This is a genomic window from Pseudomonas wuhanensis, from assembly GCF_030687395.1.
Taxonomy (GTDB): domain Bacteria; phylum Pseudomonadota; class Gammaproteobacteria; order Pseudomonadales; family Pseudomonadaceae; genus Aquipseudomonas; species Aquipseudomonas wuhanensis.
The window spans coordinates 1,615,026-1,632,257 of the sequence record NZ_CP117430.1 but is presented as its reverse complement, the minus strand read 5'-3'; the positions used below and the strand labels follow the sequence as shown (position 1 = coordinate 1,632,257).

Here is a 17,232-nt window from a genome sequence, read left to right as displayed (position 1 = left end):
TCCTTGGTTCATGGGCACCAGTAAATCTCTAACGTAGGTTGCAGAAACGCCCGAATCGGCATGGCGGCGACATCGTCACCGGCCAGTGCGGTATTCAGGGTGGTCAGCTTGGACTGACCGGAAATCGATAGAACGGTGTACTTCGCCGAGGCCAGCAGCGCGCGGCTCATGGTCAGTCGCTGATGCGGCACGGTCGGCGCCAGCATCGGGTAGCAACGACGGGTGCCGTCGGCTTTCAAGGCATCGCTCAGGTGCGGGCTGTTGGGGAACAGCGAAGCGGTATGACCATCGTCCCCCATGCCGAGTATCAGCACGTCAATCGGAGGCAATTCGGCGAGCAAGCGATCAGCCTGCTCGGCGGCCTGTTCCAGGTTGGCGGTGGCACTGTAGAGGCTCAGGAACTGGGCCTTGGCCGCCGGGCCTTGCAACAGGTAACGCTTGAGCAGACCGGCATTGCTGTCGGCGTGTTCAACCGGCACCCAACGCTCGTCAGCCAGCGTGACGACAACCTTGGACCAGTCCAGCGTCTGCTTGGCCAGGTGCTGGAAAAACGCCACCGGGCTGCGCCCACCGGAAACCACCAAGGTCGCGGTGCCGCGCGCGTCGATGGCGTCACTCAGTTGCTTGGCCACATTCAGCGCCAGACCTTCGGCCAGCAGCACCGGGCTTTTGAACTCATGGGCGCTAACACCCTGAGGCAGTTTCAATTCAGATATCGCCATACCACGACCTCCCGTCCCGCGTAATCAGTGCAATGGAGCTCATCGGCCCCCATGACCCGGCCGCGTACGGCTTGGGCGCATCACCGGACTTTTTCCACCCGGCGATCAACTGGTCACACCACTTCCACGCGGCTTCGATTTCATCTTTACGGACAAACAGGTTCTGATTGCCGCGCATCACTTCCAGCAACAACCGCTCGTAGGCGTCGGGAATCCGCGCGCTGCGATAGGTGTCGGAAAAATTCAGCTGCAACGGACCGCTGCGCAGCTGCATGCCCTTGTCCAGGCCTTGTTCTTTGGTCATCACGCGCAAGGAAATACCTTCGTCCGGTTGCAGGCGGATGATCAGTTTGTTGCTGATCTGCAAGCGCTGCTCGGGGGCGAAAATGTAGTGCGACGGTTCCTTGAAGTGGATGACGATCTGCGACAGCTTTTGCGGCATGCGTTTGCCGGTGCGCAGGTAAAACGGCACGCCGGCCCAGCGCCAGTTGCGAATGTCAGCACGCAGGGCGACGAAGGTTTCGGTGTCGCTCTGGGTGTTGGAGTTAGGCTCCTCCAGATACCCGGGTACCGATTTGCCTTCGCTGTGGCCGGCGATGTACTGGCCGCGCACCACTTGAGTGGTCAGGCCTTCCGGGCTGATCGGCGCCAGTGCCTTGAGGACTTTGACTTTCTCGTCGCGGATGCTGTCGGCGGACAGGTCGGCGGGCGGGTCCATGGCGATCAAGCAGAGCAATTGCAGCAGGTGATTCTGGATCATGTCCCGCAGCTGGCCAGCCTTGTCGAAGTAACCCCAACGGCCTTCGATCCCGACCTGCTCGGCCACGGTGATTTCCACGTGGGAGATGTAATTCTGGTTCCACTGGGTTTCGAACAGGCTGTTGGCGAAACGCAGGGCGATCAGGTTTTGTACGGTCTCTTTGCCCAGGTAGTGGTCGATACGGTAGGTGCGGTTCTCCGGGAAGAACTGCGCCACGGCGTCGTTGACCTTGCGCGAGGATTCCAGGTCCGAACCGATGGGTTTTTCCAGCACCACGCGGGTGTTTTCGGTCAGGCCGACCTTCGACAGGTTCTCGCAAATAGCGCCGTAAACCGCCGCCGGGGTGGCGAAGTAGGCAATCACCCGCTGGGCGCTGCCAGCCTGCTCGGCCAGGGCGACGTAATCGTCAGCCTTGAGGAAGTCGACGTGCAGGTAGCTCAAGCGGGCCAGGAAGCGCTCGACCACCGCTTCATCCAGCTCTTTGGCGCCCACGTAACGGCGCAGCTCAGTGGCGATGAATGCCAGATGCTGTTGCTCGCTGCCGGGTTCACGGGCCAGCGCGATAATGCGCGTATCCTCATGAAGCAGGCCGGCGCCATCGAGTTGATAGAGGGCAGGAAACAGCTTGCGCAGGGCTAGATCGCCGAGAGCGCCGAACAAGGCAAAGGTGCACGGTTCAACCGTAATAGAAGGCATGATGTTTGTTCTTTTATCAAGTTAAGCTACAAATACCTTTTTTCAAGGCATCACTCAAGGGAAAATGTAGTAATAACCACAACATTTTCGCAAAATATAGATTCCGAGTGGTGGTCGGTCGGAGCCATCAGTAGGATAGGCCACCGTTATGGGCCGTATCAAAGGCCCAATTTGCATTAGCCGAACGCTTATTTGCGCTGCTGACCTAAGGAACATGAAATGGACCGCGTGCGAAATTTACTGGAACAGATCCAGAATCGCCTTGAAGACCTGAACAAGGCAGAACGCAAAGTCGCCGAAGTGATCCTGCTCAACCCGGAGCAGGCCACCCGGTTCAGCATCGCCGCCCTCGCCCAGGCTTCTAAAGTCAGCGAGCCGACGGTCAACCGTTTCTGCCGTTCGTTTGGCGTTAGCGGCTACCCGGAACTCAAGCTTCAATTGGCCCAAAGCCTGGCCAGTGGCGCGGCGTATGTCAGCCGTGCGGTCGAGGCCGACGATAATCCAGAGGCCTATACCAAAAAGATTTTCGGCAGCGCCATCGCTTCTTTGGACAGTGCATTACAGGCGCTTGATCCGAACCTGATCAGCCGCGCCGTCGACCTGTTGATCCAGGCCCGGCAGATCCACTTCTTCGGCCTCGGTGCTTCGGCCCCGGTAGCGCTGGATGCACAGCACAAGTTCTTCCGCTTCAACCTGGCGGTGACCGCCCATGCCGATGTGTTAATGCAGCGCATGATTGCCTCGGTGGCCCACACGGGTGAGTTGTTCGTGATCATTTCCTATACCGGCCGCACCCGCGAACTGGTGGAAGTGGCGCGCATCGCGCGGGAAAACGGCGCGTCAGTGCTGGGCCTGACAGCCGAGGGTTCGCCGCTGGCCAAGGCGAGCACCTTGAGCCTGAACATCCCGTTGCCGGAAGACACTGACATCTATATGCCGATGACGTCCCGGATCATTCAGCTGACCGTGCTCGATGTGCTCGCCACCGGTATGACCCTGCGCCGGGGCGTGGATTTCCAGCCGCACTTGCGCAAGATCAAGGAAAGCCTGAATGCCAGTCGGTATCCGATTGGGGATGAATTCAACTAACCCAGGATCTTCATTGCCTGTTCGGGCCTCATCGCGGGCAAGCCCGCTCCCACAGAAATCTACGGCGTACACAAATCTGTGTTCACTGAATATCCCTGTGGGAGCGGGCTTGCCCGCGATGAGGCCCGGCGCAACACCGAAGGTCTTGAGCTAAACCCCTACCCGCGCCTGCAAACTCAAATGCGCCCGCTCCCCCGGTGCCAGGCACAGGCTGTCGGTCCCGCCGCTGGCCGCTTCCACGCAGACGAACTCTAAAACCTCGTTCCAGCTCACGCCCAGCAACGGCCGCGAGCCGGGATGCCAGACCACCGTGTCCGCATGGTCACCCGTGTCGATACACAGTTCCCGCTGCCAGGCGTGGTCCTTGAGCTGCAATTCGCCGTCATGCTGGAACACCCGCTGACAACCGCCGTCGACCCGCAACTCGCCTTCCTGCTGGCAAACCTGGCGGCTCAACTGGTCGTAACCTTGCGCGCCGTCGAGCCCAGACAGCGCTACCTCGCCCACGTCGCCAATACGCCAATAGGCGTGCAAGGCCTGGCTCAACTGGCATGGCATGTCGTCCTGATGCTCGGTGCTCAGGTGCAAATCCATGCGTTCGCCCAAGTGCGCGTGCAAGTCCACTTGCCAGTCGCACAGCTGTAACTGCCAGTGCAGGTGCACACCATCGTCATCACTGCTGCTATCGAGCAGTTTCCAGTCGAGCAAACGCGCCCAGCCATGGGACGGCCAGGCGTTTTCGCTCGGATGACGGCCGTACCACGGCCAACACACCGGCACACCGCCGCGAATCGCACCGACATGCGGCCACTTCGCCGCGCACCACAACCAGGGTTTCTGACCCTTTGGCTGGAAGTGCAGCAACTGCGCGCCCTGCCGACTGAACACCGCCTGACACAGCGGATGGTCGATCACCAGCACATCGCGCATCTGATAGCGCTCCCACGCAAACACCGGCCGTTCGCGCAAGGATTTGAAGAAGCGTTGTAGCGGATGCTCAAGCATGTGCCACGGTCCTGAAAATCATTTTTCTACCTGATCGTTCCCACGCTCTGCGTGGGAATGCATCCCGTGACGCTCTGCGTCACATACGATGGACGCAGAGCGTCCAGCGCGGCGTTACCACGCAGAGCGTGGGAACGATCTGCTCCAAGGGGTGTGCTGCCCCAAAAAAAAGCGGACAGCCATGGCCGTCCGCAAAAATGCGCACATAGAGAGGAGCTTATCGCAACAGCGTTAGAACACCGACTGAATTTTCAGACCGGCCACCAGAGCGTTGTCGACTTCATCGACACCACCCGGGTGAGTGATGTATTGCAGGTTAGGCCGTACGGTCAGCCAGTTGGTAACGTGGAAACCGTAGTTGATCTCGTAGTTGTATTCGGTGGAACGCAACGGCGAGAACAGCGGATCGTTGTAGTCGGTGACACCATTGGCGGCGTTGACCAACTCGGCGTTTTTCTTCACATCTTCGTTGACATGGATACGGGAGAAGCCGATCCCGACGTCATCTTTAGGACGCGCATCAAACGGGCCCTTGTACACAAACATCAGCGACTGGTAGTTGTCGACGAAGTTGGTGTCTTTGTCGTGGAAGGTGGCGTTGGCCGCGATGTTCAGACCGCGTGAAGCATCACCATTGTGAGTGGTCAGTTGTTGCTGCGCCACGAACCAGTAGCCATGCTTGCTATCGTGGCTGCGATAGGCGTTGCCGCTGGTCGCTGCATCATTGCCGTTGGCGTCTTCACGGACGTCATCGGCGTTGGCAGTGCTCTTGTAGTAACCGACACGGTATTCGCCCGGCAGGTTGTTGACCTTCGGCGACCAGACCAATTCAACTGGCAAGACGGTGCCCTCGGTACCACTGCCGCTGAGCTTGAAGCCGTTACCGTGTTCCAGTTGCGACGGGTTCTGGTTGTACGCGCCGACTTGCGCATAGAACTCAGGCGTGATGTTGTACTTCACGCGAATCGCCGCCTGCATGACCGGCCAGTTGTACCAGATGTTGGTCGCCCAGTTACCCACTTGGGAACCGCAGAATGCCAGGTTCTGGAACTCGCAAGGGAAGGTGTTGAAGTCTTCGCCTTCGCCGAAGTAACCGGCCTTGACGTCCAGTTTACCGTCGAGGAACTGGTGCTTGATCCACAACTGGGTCAAACGGACCATATGGCCACGGCCGTAGACTTCCTGGGAGGAACTCAAGGTGCCGGCACGCGGGTCGCCGACACGGTCATTGGAGATGTTCTCACCGTTACGGTTGGTGAGCTGGATCTTGGCCTGGGTGTTATCCCAGCCCCACAGTTTTTCCAGGTCCAGCGCCACGCCCAGGCCAAACTGGTCGGCGTAACGCGCCGTCTTGTCGTCGTTGTAGCCGCCATGCAGGTTGGCGCCCACTTCACCGACGTAGTCGGCCTTGATGTCGATACCTTGTTCGATCAGCCTGGTCCGCTCACCACCCCAATCCCCGGTCATCCACTGCGAGTCGGCACTGAACGCGTCAGCCGCGTGTGCGCTACCGGCCATAGTCATCATCGCAAGAGCTGACAATTGGCAGATAAGCTGAGCGTTGTTCTTCTTCTTCATCCCTACATCCTCGTCTTTATTGTTATTAACTGTTTTTATCTAACGCGGTTTACAACGATTGCGGCGGATGTCCCCATCTGCCGCGAATCCCCCCTGTGGGAGCAAGTCCGCTCCCACATTTTGATCTTCAGCGGCCTTTGAATTGGGCTACGTTGGCGCTGTGAGCTTCGGATTTTGGCAGGCCGGCCACCCCCAGGCGTTCACCGGTCTTGGCATCGAACAACAGCACTTTCGATGGATCGAATTGCAGGGTCAGGGTCTCGCCCACGGCCGGTGCGACGTCCGGTGCCAAGCGGCAGCAGACTTTGGTGTCGTTGAGATTGACGAACACCAGGGTGTCGGGACCGGTCGGTTCGGTGACCTGCACTTCGGCACGAATGGTCGGCAAACCATTCGGCTCGCTGCCCGCCAGAACGATCTGCTCCGGACGCATGCCGAGGATCACTTCGCGGTCTTCAAGCCCGGCGTCTTGCATGCCCAGCGGCAATTCGCAGCGTGCCTGACCGCTGTCGAGCAGCGCCAGCAGACGACCGTCCTTGCGCTGCAAACGCAGGGGAATGAAGTTCATCGGCGGCGAACCGATGAAGCTCGCCACGAACAGGTTGGCCGGGTTGTTGTAGATGTCTTTCGGCGTGCCGAATTGCTGAATGATCCCGTCCTTCATCACCGCCACTTTGTCGCCCAGGGTCATGGCTTCGATCTGGTCGTGGGTCACGTAGACCGTGGTGGTTTTCAGGCGCTGGTGCATCAGTTTCATTTCGGTGCGCATCTCGACCCGCAGCTTGGCGTCGAGGTTGGACAGCGGTTCATCGAACAGGTAAATCTTCGGCCGCCGCGCCAACGCCCGGCCCATGGCCACGCGCTGTTGCTGGCCACCGGAGAGCTGGCCGGGCTTGCGGCTGAGCAGGTGTTCGATTTGCAGCAACTTGGCCACGCGAGCGACTTCTTCGTCGATTTCAGCGGCCGGCATTTTGCGAATCTTCAGGCCGAACGCGATGTTGTCGCGCACGCTCATGGTCGGGTACAGCGCGTAGGACTGGAACACCATGGCGATGTCGCGATCTTTGGGGCTCATGCCGCTGATGTCGGCGTCGTCCACCAGGATCGCCCCGCCGCTGATGTTTTCCAGACCCGCAATGCAGTTCATCAAAGTGGATTTACCACAGCCCGATGGACCGACCAGGATCAGAAACTCACCGTCATTGATCTTCAGCTCGATGTTTTTCAGGGTGTCCGGCAAACCGGCGCCGTAGGTTTTGTTAACGTTGCGTAATTCGAGAGTTGCCATGTTCTACCCCTTGACCGCGCCAGACGTCAGCCCACGCAGGAAATACTTGCCAGCGAATATGTAGACCAGCAGTGTCGGCAGCCCGGCGATCATCGCGGCGGCCATATCAACGTTGTATTCCTTGGCCCCGGTGCTGGTGTTGACCAGGTTGTTCAGGGCCACGGTAATCGGCTGGGCATCGCCACTGGCGAAGACCACGCCGAACAGGAAGTCATTCCAGATTTGCGTGAACTGCCAGATCAGGCAGACCATCACGATCGGGATCGACATCGGCAGCAGGATCTTCCAGAAAATCGTGAAGAAGCCCGCGCCATCCAGCCGCGCCGCCTTGACCAGCGCATCCGGAATGCTCACGTAGTAGTTGCGGAAGAACAGCGTGGTGAACGCCAGGCCGTAGACCACGTGCACCAGCACCAGGCCCGTGGTGGTGTTGGCCAGGCCGAACTTGCCGAGGGTGAACGAAGCCGGCAACAGCACGGTCTGGAACGGCAGGAAGCAACCGAACAACAGCAGACCGAAGAACAGTTGCGAACCACGGAAGCGCCACATCGACAGCACATAGCCGTTCATGGCACCGATGAAAGTAGAGATCAGTACCGCCGGCACGGTGATTTTCACCGAGTTCCAGAAGTAGCCGCCCACCACATCCCAGGCCTTGATCCAGCCGATGCCGTCAATCACTTGCGGCCAGCTCAACAGGTTGCCGGTGCGGATGTCTTCCGGCGATTTGAAACTGGTCAGCAGCATCACCACCAGCGGGACCAGATAGATCGCCGCGGCCAGCAACAAGGTTGCGTAGATCGCAATGCGGCTGAAGCTGATCGCCGGTTTTCCGAGTTGATTACTCATGGCGTTTGCCTCGCAATTCGGAGTACAGGTACGGCACCAGAATCGCCAGGATCGCACCGAGCATCATCATGGCGCTCGCCGAACCAATGCCCATCTGGCCACGGCTGAAGGTGAAGGAATACATGAACATCGCCGGCAGGTCGGACGAATAGCCCGGGCCACCCGCGGTCATCGCCGCCACCAGGTCGAAGCTCTTGATCGCGATGTGCGCCAGGATCATGAAGGCGCTGAAGAACACTGGGCGCAGGCTCGGCAGTACGATCTTCAGGTAGATGGTCGGCAGACTCGCACCGTCGACTTGCGCCGCGCGGATGATCGACTGATCGACGCCACGCAGGCCGGCCAGGAACATCGCCATCACAAACCCGGAGGCTTGCCACACGGCGGCGATCACCAGGCAATACACCACGCGATCCTGATCCACCAGCCAGTCGAGACGGAAGCCTTCCCAGCCCCAGTCACGCAGCATTTTGTCCAGGCCCAGGCCTGGGTTGAGCAGCCATTTCCAAGCGGTACCGGTAACGATCATCGAGAGCGCCATCGGGTACAGGTAAACGGTGCGGATGAAGCCTTCCTTGCGAATGCGCTGATCCAGCAGCACCGCGAGGAATACGCCCAGAACCAGGCTGATGCCGATGAACATGCCGCCGAACACCGCGAGGTTCTTGCTCGCGACCCACCAGCGATCGTTGTCCATCAGGCGAATGTATTGCTGCAGGCCGACCCATTTGTAGCTCGGCATGAAGCTGGAATTGGTGAAGGACAGAACAAATGTCCAGATGATGTAACCGTAAAAACCAACCAGGACGATCAGCATGCTCGGCGCCAAAACCAGTTTTGGGAGCCAGCGCTGCAGTGCGTCGAACGGTGAGGCTTTGCTGAAAACCGCCACAGAGCTCATCGGGATAATCCAGGTGAAGAGGAAAGAATCGACACAGTGATCTCTGGTAGAGCAGGACCCTGTGGGAGGTGGCTTGCCTGCGATGGCATCAACACGGTTCGAAGTTAAACCGAGTCGCCTGCATCGCGGGCAAGCCCGCTCCCACACAATCCCATTCCACCCAGGATCAGGTTGTGTCAGGAGTTACTGGGCAGCTTTGACGGCTGACGCCAATTGCGCGCTGGCCTTGGCCGGGTCAGCGTTCTTGTCGTTCATGAAGTTGGTCACCACATCAAAGATCGCGCCCTGCACGGCCAGGGACGTGGCCATGTTGTGCGCCATGCTCGGTTGCAGGCCGCCAGTCTTCTCGTCAGCCAGGAAGTCCTTGGCAGACGCTTGAGCGCAAGAATCGAAGCCCAACGCGCTCATGTCGTTAAGCATGTCGGTACGCACCGGGATCGAGCCTTTGTTGATGCTGAAGACTTTCTGGAAGTCTTTGCCCAGAGCGACCTTGGCCAGGTCTTGCTGGGCGGCGATGTCGCCTTTGCGATCGGCTTTGAGCTTGAACACAGCCATCGAGTCGATGTTGTAGGTGAAGGCTTTTTCGGTGCCCGGGAACGGCACGCACTGGTAGTCCTTGCCTGCGACTTTCTTCGCGGCGGTCCATTCGCTCTTGGCCCAGTCGCCCATCATCTGCATGCCGGCCTTGCCGTTGATGACGTCGGCTGCAGCGATGTTCCAGTCACGACCGGCGCGGTTCGGGTCCATGTAGCCGGTGATTTTTTTCAGCTCGGTGAAGGCCTTGGCCATCTCCGGCCCGGAGAGGGTTTTCTGGTCCAGGTCGACCAGCGCTTTTTTGTAACCGTCCGCGCCCATGACCGAGAGCACCACGTCTTCAAACACGGTGCTGTCCTGCCAAGGCTGGCCACCGTGAGCGAGCGCGATGAAGCCGGCGGCTTTGAGCTTGTCGCCAGCGGCATAGAATTCTTCGAGGGTGGTCGGCGCTTTTTCGATCCCGGCTTTCTTGAAGACTTCCGGGTTGATCCACAGCCAGTTGACGCGGTGGATGTTCACCGGCACGGCGACGTAATCGCCTTCGTATTTCACGGTGTCGGAGACTTTCTTGATCAGCAGGTTATCCCAGCCTTCGGACTTGGAAACGTCTTTGAGGGTGTCGGTGCTGAGCAGGCCAGTGCTACCCCACTCCTGGATGTCCGGACCTTTGATCTGGGCAACGCCTGGTGGGTTACCGGCCACGGCGCGGCTTTTGAGTACGGTCATGGCCGTGGAGCCGCCACCGCCGGCAACTGCACCGTCTTTCCAGGTAAAGCCGTCTTTTTCGACTTGAGCCTTGAGTACATCGACGGCCGCTTTTTCACCACCAGACGTCCACCAGTGAACGACTTCCACCGAACCTTTGGCATCGGCGGCAAGGGCACTGACGGGGAATGCTGCAACAGGAAGCAGTGAGGCGAGAGAAATGACAGTAGCGAGGCGAGAAATCGCATTCATCTAGTAGTACCTTTCTTGTTGTTATGCATGCAAGTCTGGTGCTTGCGCTGCATAGGATTCTAAACAGGGGATGCCCCTTCGCAGGTAACGAAGGGACGCGCGAATGTCACCACATGGTTACACAGCAATGCTCTGGGACAATTGCGCCAGCGCAGTGGCCATGCTCGGCGCCAACGGCAGGCGCGGGATCAATACGGCTTGCCAGGCGTGATACAGGTCGGGTTTGCCGGCCCAGATATCGGCGCTCGGACGGTTCAGCGGATCGAGTTCGTGATGCCAGCTGCCATCGCAACGGTCGATGAAATGATTGTCACAAAACTCCCAGAACAGTCGGTACCAGTGCTCGTATTGCTCATCACCGGTGCGTTTGAGCAGCGCACTGGCGGCGGCGCTGGCTTCGCAATGAGTCCAGTGCAAGCGATGGCGAACCACCGCGCGATTGTCCCAGTCGAGGGTGTAGACAATGCCCGGCGCACCGTCGACGTCCCAGCCATGACGGCAATTGTGCTCGAAGAGTTTTTGCGCATCGGTGGCGAGCCAGCCCGGCGTGAGTATTCCGGCCTGCACCCGCGCTGCTTCGAGGTGCAGCAACAGCCGCGCCCATTCGAAGCCATGGCCCGGCGTGGTGCCGTAAGGGCGAAAACCGTCAGCCGGGTTGTCGTGGTTATAGTCGCGCAGCGGCTGCCAGTCACGGTCGAAATGCTCGACCACCAAGTAATCGTTGGCCGCGGCGTGATCATGAATGACGCGCTCGACGATGCGCTGGGCGCGAATCAGCCAGCGGTTGTCCTCGGTGACATCGGCCAGGGCGAGGAAGGCTTCGGTGGCGTGCATGTTGCTGTTGGCGCCGCGATAGGCCTCCTCGCAACTGAAGTCGCGGTTGAAGGATTCGCGCATGGCGCCCTCCTCCTCGCACCAGAAATGGCTGTCGATAATGTGGATCGCATCGTCGAGCAAGGCTTGGGCACCGGGGCGCTGGGCAACCACCGCAGAACTCGCGGCCAATGCAACGAAAGCATGCAGGTAAGCGGCTTTGCCGGTATTGCCGTCGCGGTGTTCGGGCGTGGCGAACCAGCCTCCGTGTTCGGCATCACGCAGCGGCCCGCTAAGGGCTTGGATGCCGTGATCCACCAGCTCGGCAAAACCCGGCAGGCCCTGGATGTGGGCCATGGCGAAGCTGTGGGTCATGCGCGCGGTGTTCATGGTTTCAGCTTGCGCGTTGGCCGGCAGGCGACCCTTTTCATCAAGATTGCCGAAACCTTCGGCAAGCTTTGAAGCCTTGGCAAACGCCAACAGGCGCAGGCCTTCGGCGGCGAGCCATTGCGGATGGGCAGGCGCGTTCAGCCAACTGCTGAAGGCGGGTTGGAAGGTGTCCATGGGAGTACCTTTTTTTGTTGTTATGACTGGGACCAGTCTAAACAACGGGCGGTGGCGGGCAGGTAACGAAGGGGGCGAGTTATGTCACCGAGTTGTGACATTTTCCTTCAGGCATGCGTTGATTGATCTGACGCCATCGCGGGCAAGCCCGCTCCCACAAGGTTATGCACATACCTTGAAAATGTAGGCAATCCTGTGGGAGCGGGCTTGCCCGCGATGAACGATAACGCGGTGCCGCTAATCAACACTACGCGGCAACTGCAACGTCACCCGCAACCCGCCTTCACGCAGGTTTTGCAGGCTGACTTCACCGCCATGGCTGTGGGCAATGTTGCGCGCAATCCCCAGCCCCAAGCCATAACCCTGCTGCTGTCCGGCCAAGCGAAAGTGCGGCTCGAACACCTGCTCCAACCGCTGTTCAGGCACGCCCGGCCCCTCATCGTCGACATGCAGGACAAACGCGCTCTCGTCGTCATCGATGTGCAGATGTGCGTTCTGCCCATATTTCAAGGCGTTGTCGATCAGGTTTCCAATGCAACGCTTGAGCGCCAACGGTTTGCCGGGATACGGCGCCAACGCCCGGCCATGTTGGGTCACGCGGCCATTGCCATTGGGCGCCAGATACGGTTCCACCAGACAGTCGAGCACATGATTGAGGTCTACCGGCTCGATGTTTTCGTGGATGTCGGTGTCTTTCACGCATTGCAACGCGCCCTTGACCAGCAACTCCAGCTCATCCAGATCGCGACCGAATTTGGCTTGCAGCTTTTCGTCTTCGAGCAATTCCACCCGCAGTCGCAACCGGGTGATCGGCGTGCGCAAATCGTGGGAAATCGCGCTGAACAACTGGCTGCGCTCGGTCAGGTAACGGCTGATCCGCTCGCGCATCGCATTGAACGCGCGACCGACTTCCACCACTTCACTGCCGCCGCCTTCGGCCACCGGTTCGACTTCAGCGCCCAGGGACATGTCCCGCGCCGCCCGCGCCAATCGCTTGAGCGGCCGACTCTGCCAGTGCACCAGCAGGCCGATGAACAGCAGCAAGAAGCCGCTGGTGAGCACGATGAACCAGACCTGCTGCGCCGGCAGGCCTTGTTCTTCAAGGCTGGTGTAGGGCTCGGGCAACAGCGAGGCGATGTACAGCCATTCGCCCGGCGCCATCTGGATTTGCGTGACCAGCACCGGCGGGTTTACCGGCTCCAGGGTCAACGCGTAATGCGCCCAGGAACGCGGCAACTCATCGAGCTTCAAGCCACCATTGAAAATCCGCAGGTCTTCGGGGCTGACGAAGGTCACCGAGATATCGATGTCCTGCCCCAGCGACTCGCGCAACACTTCGCCCACCGCTTTGAGCACCGCTTCTTTGCGCGGGGTGATCGGCAGCACTTCCATCCCTAAGGGTTTGTCGTTGAGCGTCACCACAAACCGGGTGCCGCCCATGCTGCGTAACTGATCGAGCACCAGCGGCCGAAACGCCACCGGCAACGAGCGGAAATAACTGACGCTGGCCGTCATCGAATGGGCGAGGCTGCGGGCGCTGGTGACCAGGCCTTCGAGCTGCGTGGCGCGCAATTGCGAGACCCAGATCACGCTCGACAGCGTCTGGGCGAACAGCACCGCCAACAGGGTTAGCAGCAACATGCGCCCGAGCAGCGAGCGCGGCACCGGCACACGCCCGGCGAGCTTGCGCAGGAACTCAATGACCATTGCTGGCAACCACGTTGGCTGCCAATTGGTAGCCACTGCCACGCACGGTCCGAATCAGCCGCGGCGGTTTTTCGGTGTCGCGCAGGCGCTGCCGCAAACGGCTGACCGCCATGTCGACGATACGATCGAGCGGCATCAGGTCACGGCCACGGGTGGCGTTGCCGATGGTGTCGCGATCGAGGATTTCCTGAGGGTGATCGAGGAACAGTTTCAGCAGGGCGAAATCGGCGCCGGAGAGAATCACTTCCTCGCCGTCGATGTGGAACAGCCGATGGCTGACCATGTCCAGCCGCCAATCATCGAAGGCCAGCACTTCACCGCCGGAACGTTCCTGACCGAACTGCGCGCGGCGCAACAAGGCTTTGATGCGCGCCTGCAACTCACGGGGGCTGAAGGGTTTGCCAAGGTAGTCGTCGGCGCCCAGTTCCAGACCGATGACGCGGTCGGCCTCGTCGGAGCTGGCGGTGAGCATGATGATCGGCACATGGGCCTGGCGCGGGTGCTGGCGGATCCAGCGGCAGAGGCTGAAACCGTCTTCGTCCGGCAGCATCACATCGAGAATCACCAGGTCGCTAGGTGCCTCGTTCAGGGCCTGACGAAAACCGGCACCATCAGGCGTGGTGCGGACCTGGAAACCGGCGCGGGTCAGGTAGGTGTCCAGCAACTCGCGTATCTCTTGATCGTCATCGACCAACAAAATCGACTTGTTGACTGAGCTCACGGGGCGGCGTCCTTGTTGTTTGTGTTGGGGAGGATTATGCCTGATCGTTCAAAGATCTATGTTGTCGGTGAGGGCCTCATCGCGGGCAAGCCCGCTCCCACAAGGTTATGCGCACATTTTCAGATGTAGGTAATCCTGTGGGAGCGTGGCTTGCCCGCGATAAAGGCGACGCGGTTTCAAGCCTGATCGAGCGCCACACCCGCGCCAACAAGGCCGGAATACGGCGCTGTCACCAGCCACACCGGAATGCCCTTGAAGTAATCGCTCATGCAACCCTTGTCGGCAAAGCACCGGGCGAAACCGCTTTTGATGAAGAAATCGGCAAACCGTGGAATCACTCCGCCAACGATGTAAACGCCACCGCGCGCTCCGGTGGTCAGCACATTGTTGCCGGCCACGCGACCGAGCCAGCAACTGAACTGCTCGAGCACTTCCATGGCAATCGGATCCCCCGCCAGCCCGGCCGCCGTGATCGCTTCAGGTGTGTCGAGCACAGGCGTGTGACCGTCCACCGCGCAGATCGCCCGGTAGACTCGCGGCAAACCACTGCCGCTCAATGCCGTTTCAGCGCTGACATGGCCGATCTCGTTGTAGATGTGTTGCCACAGCTGGGTTTCCCGCGGGCTGCTCAGCGGCAGGTCGACGTGACCGCCCTCCCCCGGCAGCGGGGCAAAACGACCCTCGCCCAGATCGAGCAACGTGCCCACGCCCAGGCCAGTGCCCGGACCGATCACCACCGCCGGCCGCAACGGTTCCGGCGTGCCTTCGCAGACCACCCGGAACTCGCCCGGCTGCAAGCGGGTCATGCCCAGGGCCATCGCCGAGAAATCGTTGATCAACAGCAGTTGATCCACCTGCAAGGCCTTGCAGAAACCCTTGCGACTGAGCCGCCAGTGATTGTTGGTGAACTTGAATTCATCACCGCTCACGGGGCCTGCCACCGACAAGCACACAGAACCGATCGAACCCGGCGCCAGGCCGAGCCCGCTCAAGTAGATGGCAATCGCCTCTTCCGGGCTGGCGTGGTCTGCCGTCGCCAGCACCTGGACCGATTCCAGCTGCTGGTTTTTCCACAACGCGAAACGTGCGTTGGTGCCACCGATGTCACCGACCAAAGCCAGTTTCAATTAAGCGTCTCCAGGGCAGAAGTAAAGGCGCTGGCGCCCTGCTCTGCGGAGCTGAAGGCCATGCGCATGAAACCAAACAGTTCGCGACCGCTGCCAATGTTGTTGCCCAACAGGCCCTTGGCAGGTTCACGCGCTGCGAATTCTTCGGCGTCCACCTTAAGCTCCAGGGTGCCTTTCACGCCATCGACGCGGATGATATCGCCCTCTTGCACCCGCGCCAAAGCGCCGCCCACATAAGCTTCGGGGCTGACGTGGATCGCCGCCGGGATTTTCCCCGAGGCGCCGGACATACGCCCGTCAGTCACCAACGCGACTTTGAAACCGCGATCCTGCAGCACGCCGAGGAACGGCGTCATCTTGTGCAGTTCCGGCATGCCGTTGGAGCGCGGGCCCTGGAAGCGCATCACGGCGACAAAATCCTTCTCGAGCAAACCGGCCTTGAACGCGTCGGCCAGGTCCTGCTGATCCTGGAATACCATGGCCGGGGCTTCGACGACCTGGTTTTCCAGCGCAACCGCCGAGACTTTCATCACGCCACGGCCGAGGTTGCCTTCCATCACCCGCAAGCCGCCCTCTGGCGAGAACGCACGCGCGACTGGACGCAGGATGGTTTCGTCGAGGCTTTCGATCGGGCCTTCGCGCCAGACCAGTTCGCCGTTTTCGAGGAACGGTTCCATGGTGTAGCGGCTCAGGCCGTGACCCAGCACCGTGTTGACGTTTTCGTGAAGCAGGCCGGCTTCCAGCAATTCGCGGATCAGGAACGACATGCCACCCGCCGCCTGGAAGTGGTTGATGTCGGCTTTACCGTTCGGGTACACGTGGCTCAGGGTCGGCACCACCTCGGAGAGGTCGGCCATGTCCTGCCAGGTCAACTGGATGCCCGCAGCCATGGCGATGGCCGGCATGTGCAGGGTGTGGTTGGTCGAACCGCCGGTGGCGTGCAGGGCCACGATGGAGTTGACCAGCGAACGCTCGTCGACGATTTCGCCGATCGGCATGAAGTCGCCGTTCTGCTTGGTCAGGCGGGTGACCTGGTGCGCCGCTTCGCGGGTCAGGGCATCGCGCAACGGGGTGTTCGGGTTGACGAAAGAGGCGCCTGGCAAGTGCAGGCCCATGACCTCCATCAGCAACTGGTTGGTGTTGGCGGTGCCGTAGAAGGTGCAGGTGCCAGGGCTGTGATAGGACTTCATCTCCGATTCCAGCAGCTCTTCGCGGGTCGCCTTGCCTTCGGCGTAGCGCTGACGCACATCGGCTTTCTGCTTGTTGGAAATGCCCGACACCATCGGCCCGCCCGGCACGAAAATCGTCGGCAGATGACCGAAACGCAACGCGCCCATCATCAGGCCCGGCACGATCTTGTCGCAGATGCCGAGCATCAGCGCGCCGTCGAACATGTTGTGGGACAGCGCTACAGCGGTGGACAGCGCGATCACTTCGCGGCTCGGCAGGCTCAGTTCCATGCCTGGCTCGCCCTGGGTCACGCCATCGCACATCGCAGGGGTGCCACCGGCGAACTGGCCGACGGAGCCAATTTCGCGCAGGGCTTTTTTGATCTGTTCCGGGAAGACTTCGTACGGCTGGTGCGCCGAGAGCATGTCGTTATATGACGAAACTATGGCGATGTTGGCGGAGTTCATCATCCGCAGGCTGTGCTTGTCGTCGCTGCCACACCCGGCCACGCCATGGGCGAAGTTGGCGCATTGCAGCTTGCCGCGCATCGGGCCGTCGCTGGCCGCGCCGCGGATCAATGCAAGGTAAGCCTCACGCGTGGCGCGGCTGCGGGCGATAAGCCGTTCGGTGACCTCAAGGACGCGGGGATGCATGTGTAGAACTCCAGGCTAACGGATGTGGCGACCTGATTGTCTATGCTGATCAAACGCCGTTGTGATCGGGATGACAGACGGCTTTCTTGATCATTCGG

At 60.2% G+C, this 17,232-nt stretch carries 14 protein-coding genes; 1 reads left to right on the top strand and 13 read right to left on the bottom strand.

Annotated features, from left to right (window positions below; all coding sequences use genetic code 11):
• Positions 1–8: 8 nt before the first annotated feature.
• Positions 9–722 (bottom strand): 6-phosphogluconolactonase, encoded by a 714-nt coding sequence (gene pgl / locus PSH88_RS07465; protein WP_305425598.1) that lies wholly within the window; start codon positions 720–722, stop codon positions 9–11.
• Positions 709–2,178: a glucose-6-phosphate dehydrogenase gene (gene zwf, locus PSH88_RS07460; RefSeq protein ID WP_048395673.1), complete on the bottom strand. Its 1,470-nt coding sequence runs from the start codon at positions 2,176–2,178 to the stop codon at positions 709–711. Before zwf ends, pgl begins: the two co-directional genes overlap by 14 nt.
• Positions 2,179–2,406: 228 nt before the next feature.
• Here zwf and PSH88_RS07455 point away from each other — a divergent pair, with 228 nt between their 5' ends.
• Positions 2,407–3,267 carry a MurR/RpiR family transcriptional regulator gene (locus PSH88_RS07455; RefSeq protein ID WP_173667542.1) on the top strand — a complete coding sequence of 287 codons (861 nt, stop codon included), beginning with the start codon at positions 2,407–2,409 and terminating at the stop codon, positions 3,265–3,267.
• A 150-nt stretch (positions 3,268–3,417) separates the two neighbouring features.
• Here the strand turns inward: PSH88_RS07455 and PSH88_RS07450 are convergent, their stop codons facing one another.
• The 11 genes from PSH88_RS07450 to edd all read right to left on the bottom strand — a co-directional run bounded on the left by PSH88_RS07450 (position 3,418) and on the right by edd (position 17,134).
• The gene (locus PSH88_RS07450; RefSeq protein ID WP_305425597.1) at positions 3,418–4,272 is read right to left on the bottom strand and encodes a D-hexose-6-phosphate mutarotase; all 855 of its coding nucleotides are present in this window, start codon (positions 4,270–4,272) and stop codon (positions 3,418–3,420) included.
• 231 nt (positions 4,273–4,503) lie between these two features.
• Positions 4,504–5,850, bottom strand: a complete 1,347-nt coding sequence (locus PSH88_RS07445; protein ID WP_305425596.1) for a carbohydrate porin — start codon at positions 5,848–5,850, stop codon at positions 4,504–4,506.
• Between the two features lie 127 nt (positions 5,851–5,977).
• Positions 5,978–7,138, bottom strand: coding sequence for an ABC transporter ATP-binding protein (locus tag PSH88_RS07440; protein ID WP_305425595.1), 1,161 nt, complete (start codon positions 7,136–7,138; stop codon positions 5,978–5,980).
• Between the two features lie 3 nt (positions 7,139–7,141).
• Positions 7,142–7,987, bottom strand: a complete 846-nt coding sequence (locus tag PSH88_RS07435; RefSeq protein WP_305425594.1) for a carbohydrate ABC transporter permease — start codon at positions 7,985–7,987, stop codon at positions 7,142–7,144.
• On the bottom strand, positions 7,980–8,888 hold the full coding sequence (locus tag PSH88_RS07430; RefSeq protein ID WP_007902369.1) for a carbohydrate ABC transporter permease: 909 nt from the start codon (positions 8,886–8,888) through the stop codon (positions 7,980–7,982). The genes PSH88_RS07435 and PSH88_RS07430 overlap by 8 nt, the downstream gene beginning before the upstream one ends.
• Positions 8,889–9,071: 183 nt before the next feature.
• Positions 9,072–10,379 carry an ABC transporter substrate-binding protein gene (locus PSH88_RS07425; protein WP_123719265.1) on the bottom strand — a complete coding sequence of 436 codons (1,308 nt, stop codon included), beginning with the start codon at positions 10,377–10,379 and terminating at the stop codon, positions 9,072–9,074.
• Positions 10,380–10,496: 117 nt separating this feature from the next.
• On the bottom strand, positions 10,497–11,756 hold the full coding sequence (locus PSH88_RS07420) for a D-mannose isomerase (protein ID WP_305425591.1): 1,260 nt from the start codon (positions 11,754–11,756) through the stop codon (positions 10,497–10,499).
• Positions 11,757–11,993: 237 nt separating this feature from the next.
• Positions 11,994–13,463, bottom strand: a complete 1,470-nt coding sequence (locus PSH88_RS07415; RefSeq protein ID WP_305425589.1) for an ATP-binding protein — start codon at positions 13,461–13,463, stop codon at positions 11,994–11,996.
• Positions 13,453–14,184, bottom strand: a complete 732-nt coding sequence (locus tag PSH88_RS07410; protein WP_305425587.1) for a response regulator — start codon at positions 14,182–14,184, stop codon at positions 13,453–13,455. The genes PSH88_RS07415 and PSH88_RS07410 overlap by 11 nt, the downstream gene beginning before the upstream one ends.
• Before the next feature lie 176 nt (positions 14,185–14,360).
• On the bottom strand, positions 14,361–15,311 hold the full coding sequence (locus tag PSH88_RS07405; RefSeq protein ID WP_305425586.1) for a glucokinase: 951 nt from the start codon (positions 15,309–15,311) through the stop codon (positions 14,361–14,363).
• Positions 15,308–17,134 (bottom strand): phosphogluconate dehydratase, encoded by a 1,827-nt coding sequence (gene edd / locus PSH88_RS07400; protein ID WP_050681574.1) that lies wholly within the window; start codon positions 17,132–17,134, stop codon positions 15,308–15,310. The genes PSH88_RS07405 and edd overlap by 4 nt, the downstream gene beginning before the upstream one ends.
• Between the last annotated feature and the right edge of the window lie 98 nt (positions 17,135–17,232).

Coding starts and splice junctions, on each gene's coding strand:
- pgl (WP_305425598.1), bottom strand. CDS start 722: ATGGCGATATCTGAATTGAAACTGCCTCAGGGTGTTAGCGCCCATGAG.
- zwf (WP_048395673.1), bottom strand. CDS start 2,178: ATGCCTTCTATTACGGTTGAACCGTGCACCTTTGCCTTGTTCGGCGCT.
- PSH88_RS07450 (WP_305425597.1), bottom strand. CDS start 4,272: ATGCTTGAGCATCCGCTACAACGCTTCTTCAAATCCTTGCGCGAACGG.
- PSH88_RS07445 (WP_305425596.1), bottom strand. CDS start 5,850: ATGAAGAAGAAGAACAACGCTCAGCTTATCTGCCAATTGTCAGCTCTT.
- PSH88_RS07440 (WP_305425595.1), bottom strand. CDS start 7,138: ATGGCAACTCTCGAATTACGCAACGTTAACAAAACCTACGGCGCCGGT.
- PSH88_RS07435 (WP_305425594.1), bottom strand. CDS start 7,987: ATGAGTAATCAACTCGGAAAACCGGCGATCAGCTTCAGCCGCATTGCG.
- PSH88_RS07430 (WP_007902369.1), bottom strand. CDS start 8,888: ATGAGCTCTGTGGCGGTTTTCAGCAAAGCCTCACCGTTCGACGCACTG.
- PSH88_RS07425 (WP_123719265.1), bottom strand. CDS start 10,379: ATGAATGCGATTTCTCGCCTCGCTACTGTCATTTCTCTCGCCTCACTG.
- PSH88_RS07420 (WP_305425591.1), bottom strand. CDS start 11,756: ATGGACACCTTCCAACCCGCCTTCAGCAGTTGGCTGAACGCGCCTGCC.
- PSH88_RS07415 (WP_305425589.1), bottom strand. CDS start 13,463: ATGGTCATTGAGTTCCTGCGCAAGCTCGCCGGGCGTGTGCCGGTGCCG.
- edd (WP_050681574.1), bottom strand. CDS start 17,134: ATGCATCCCCGCGTCCTTGAGGTCACCGAACGGCTTATCGCCCGCAGC.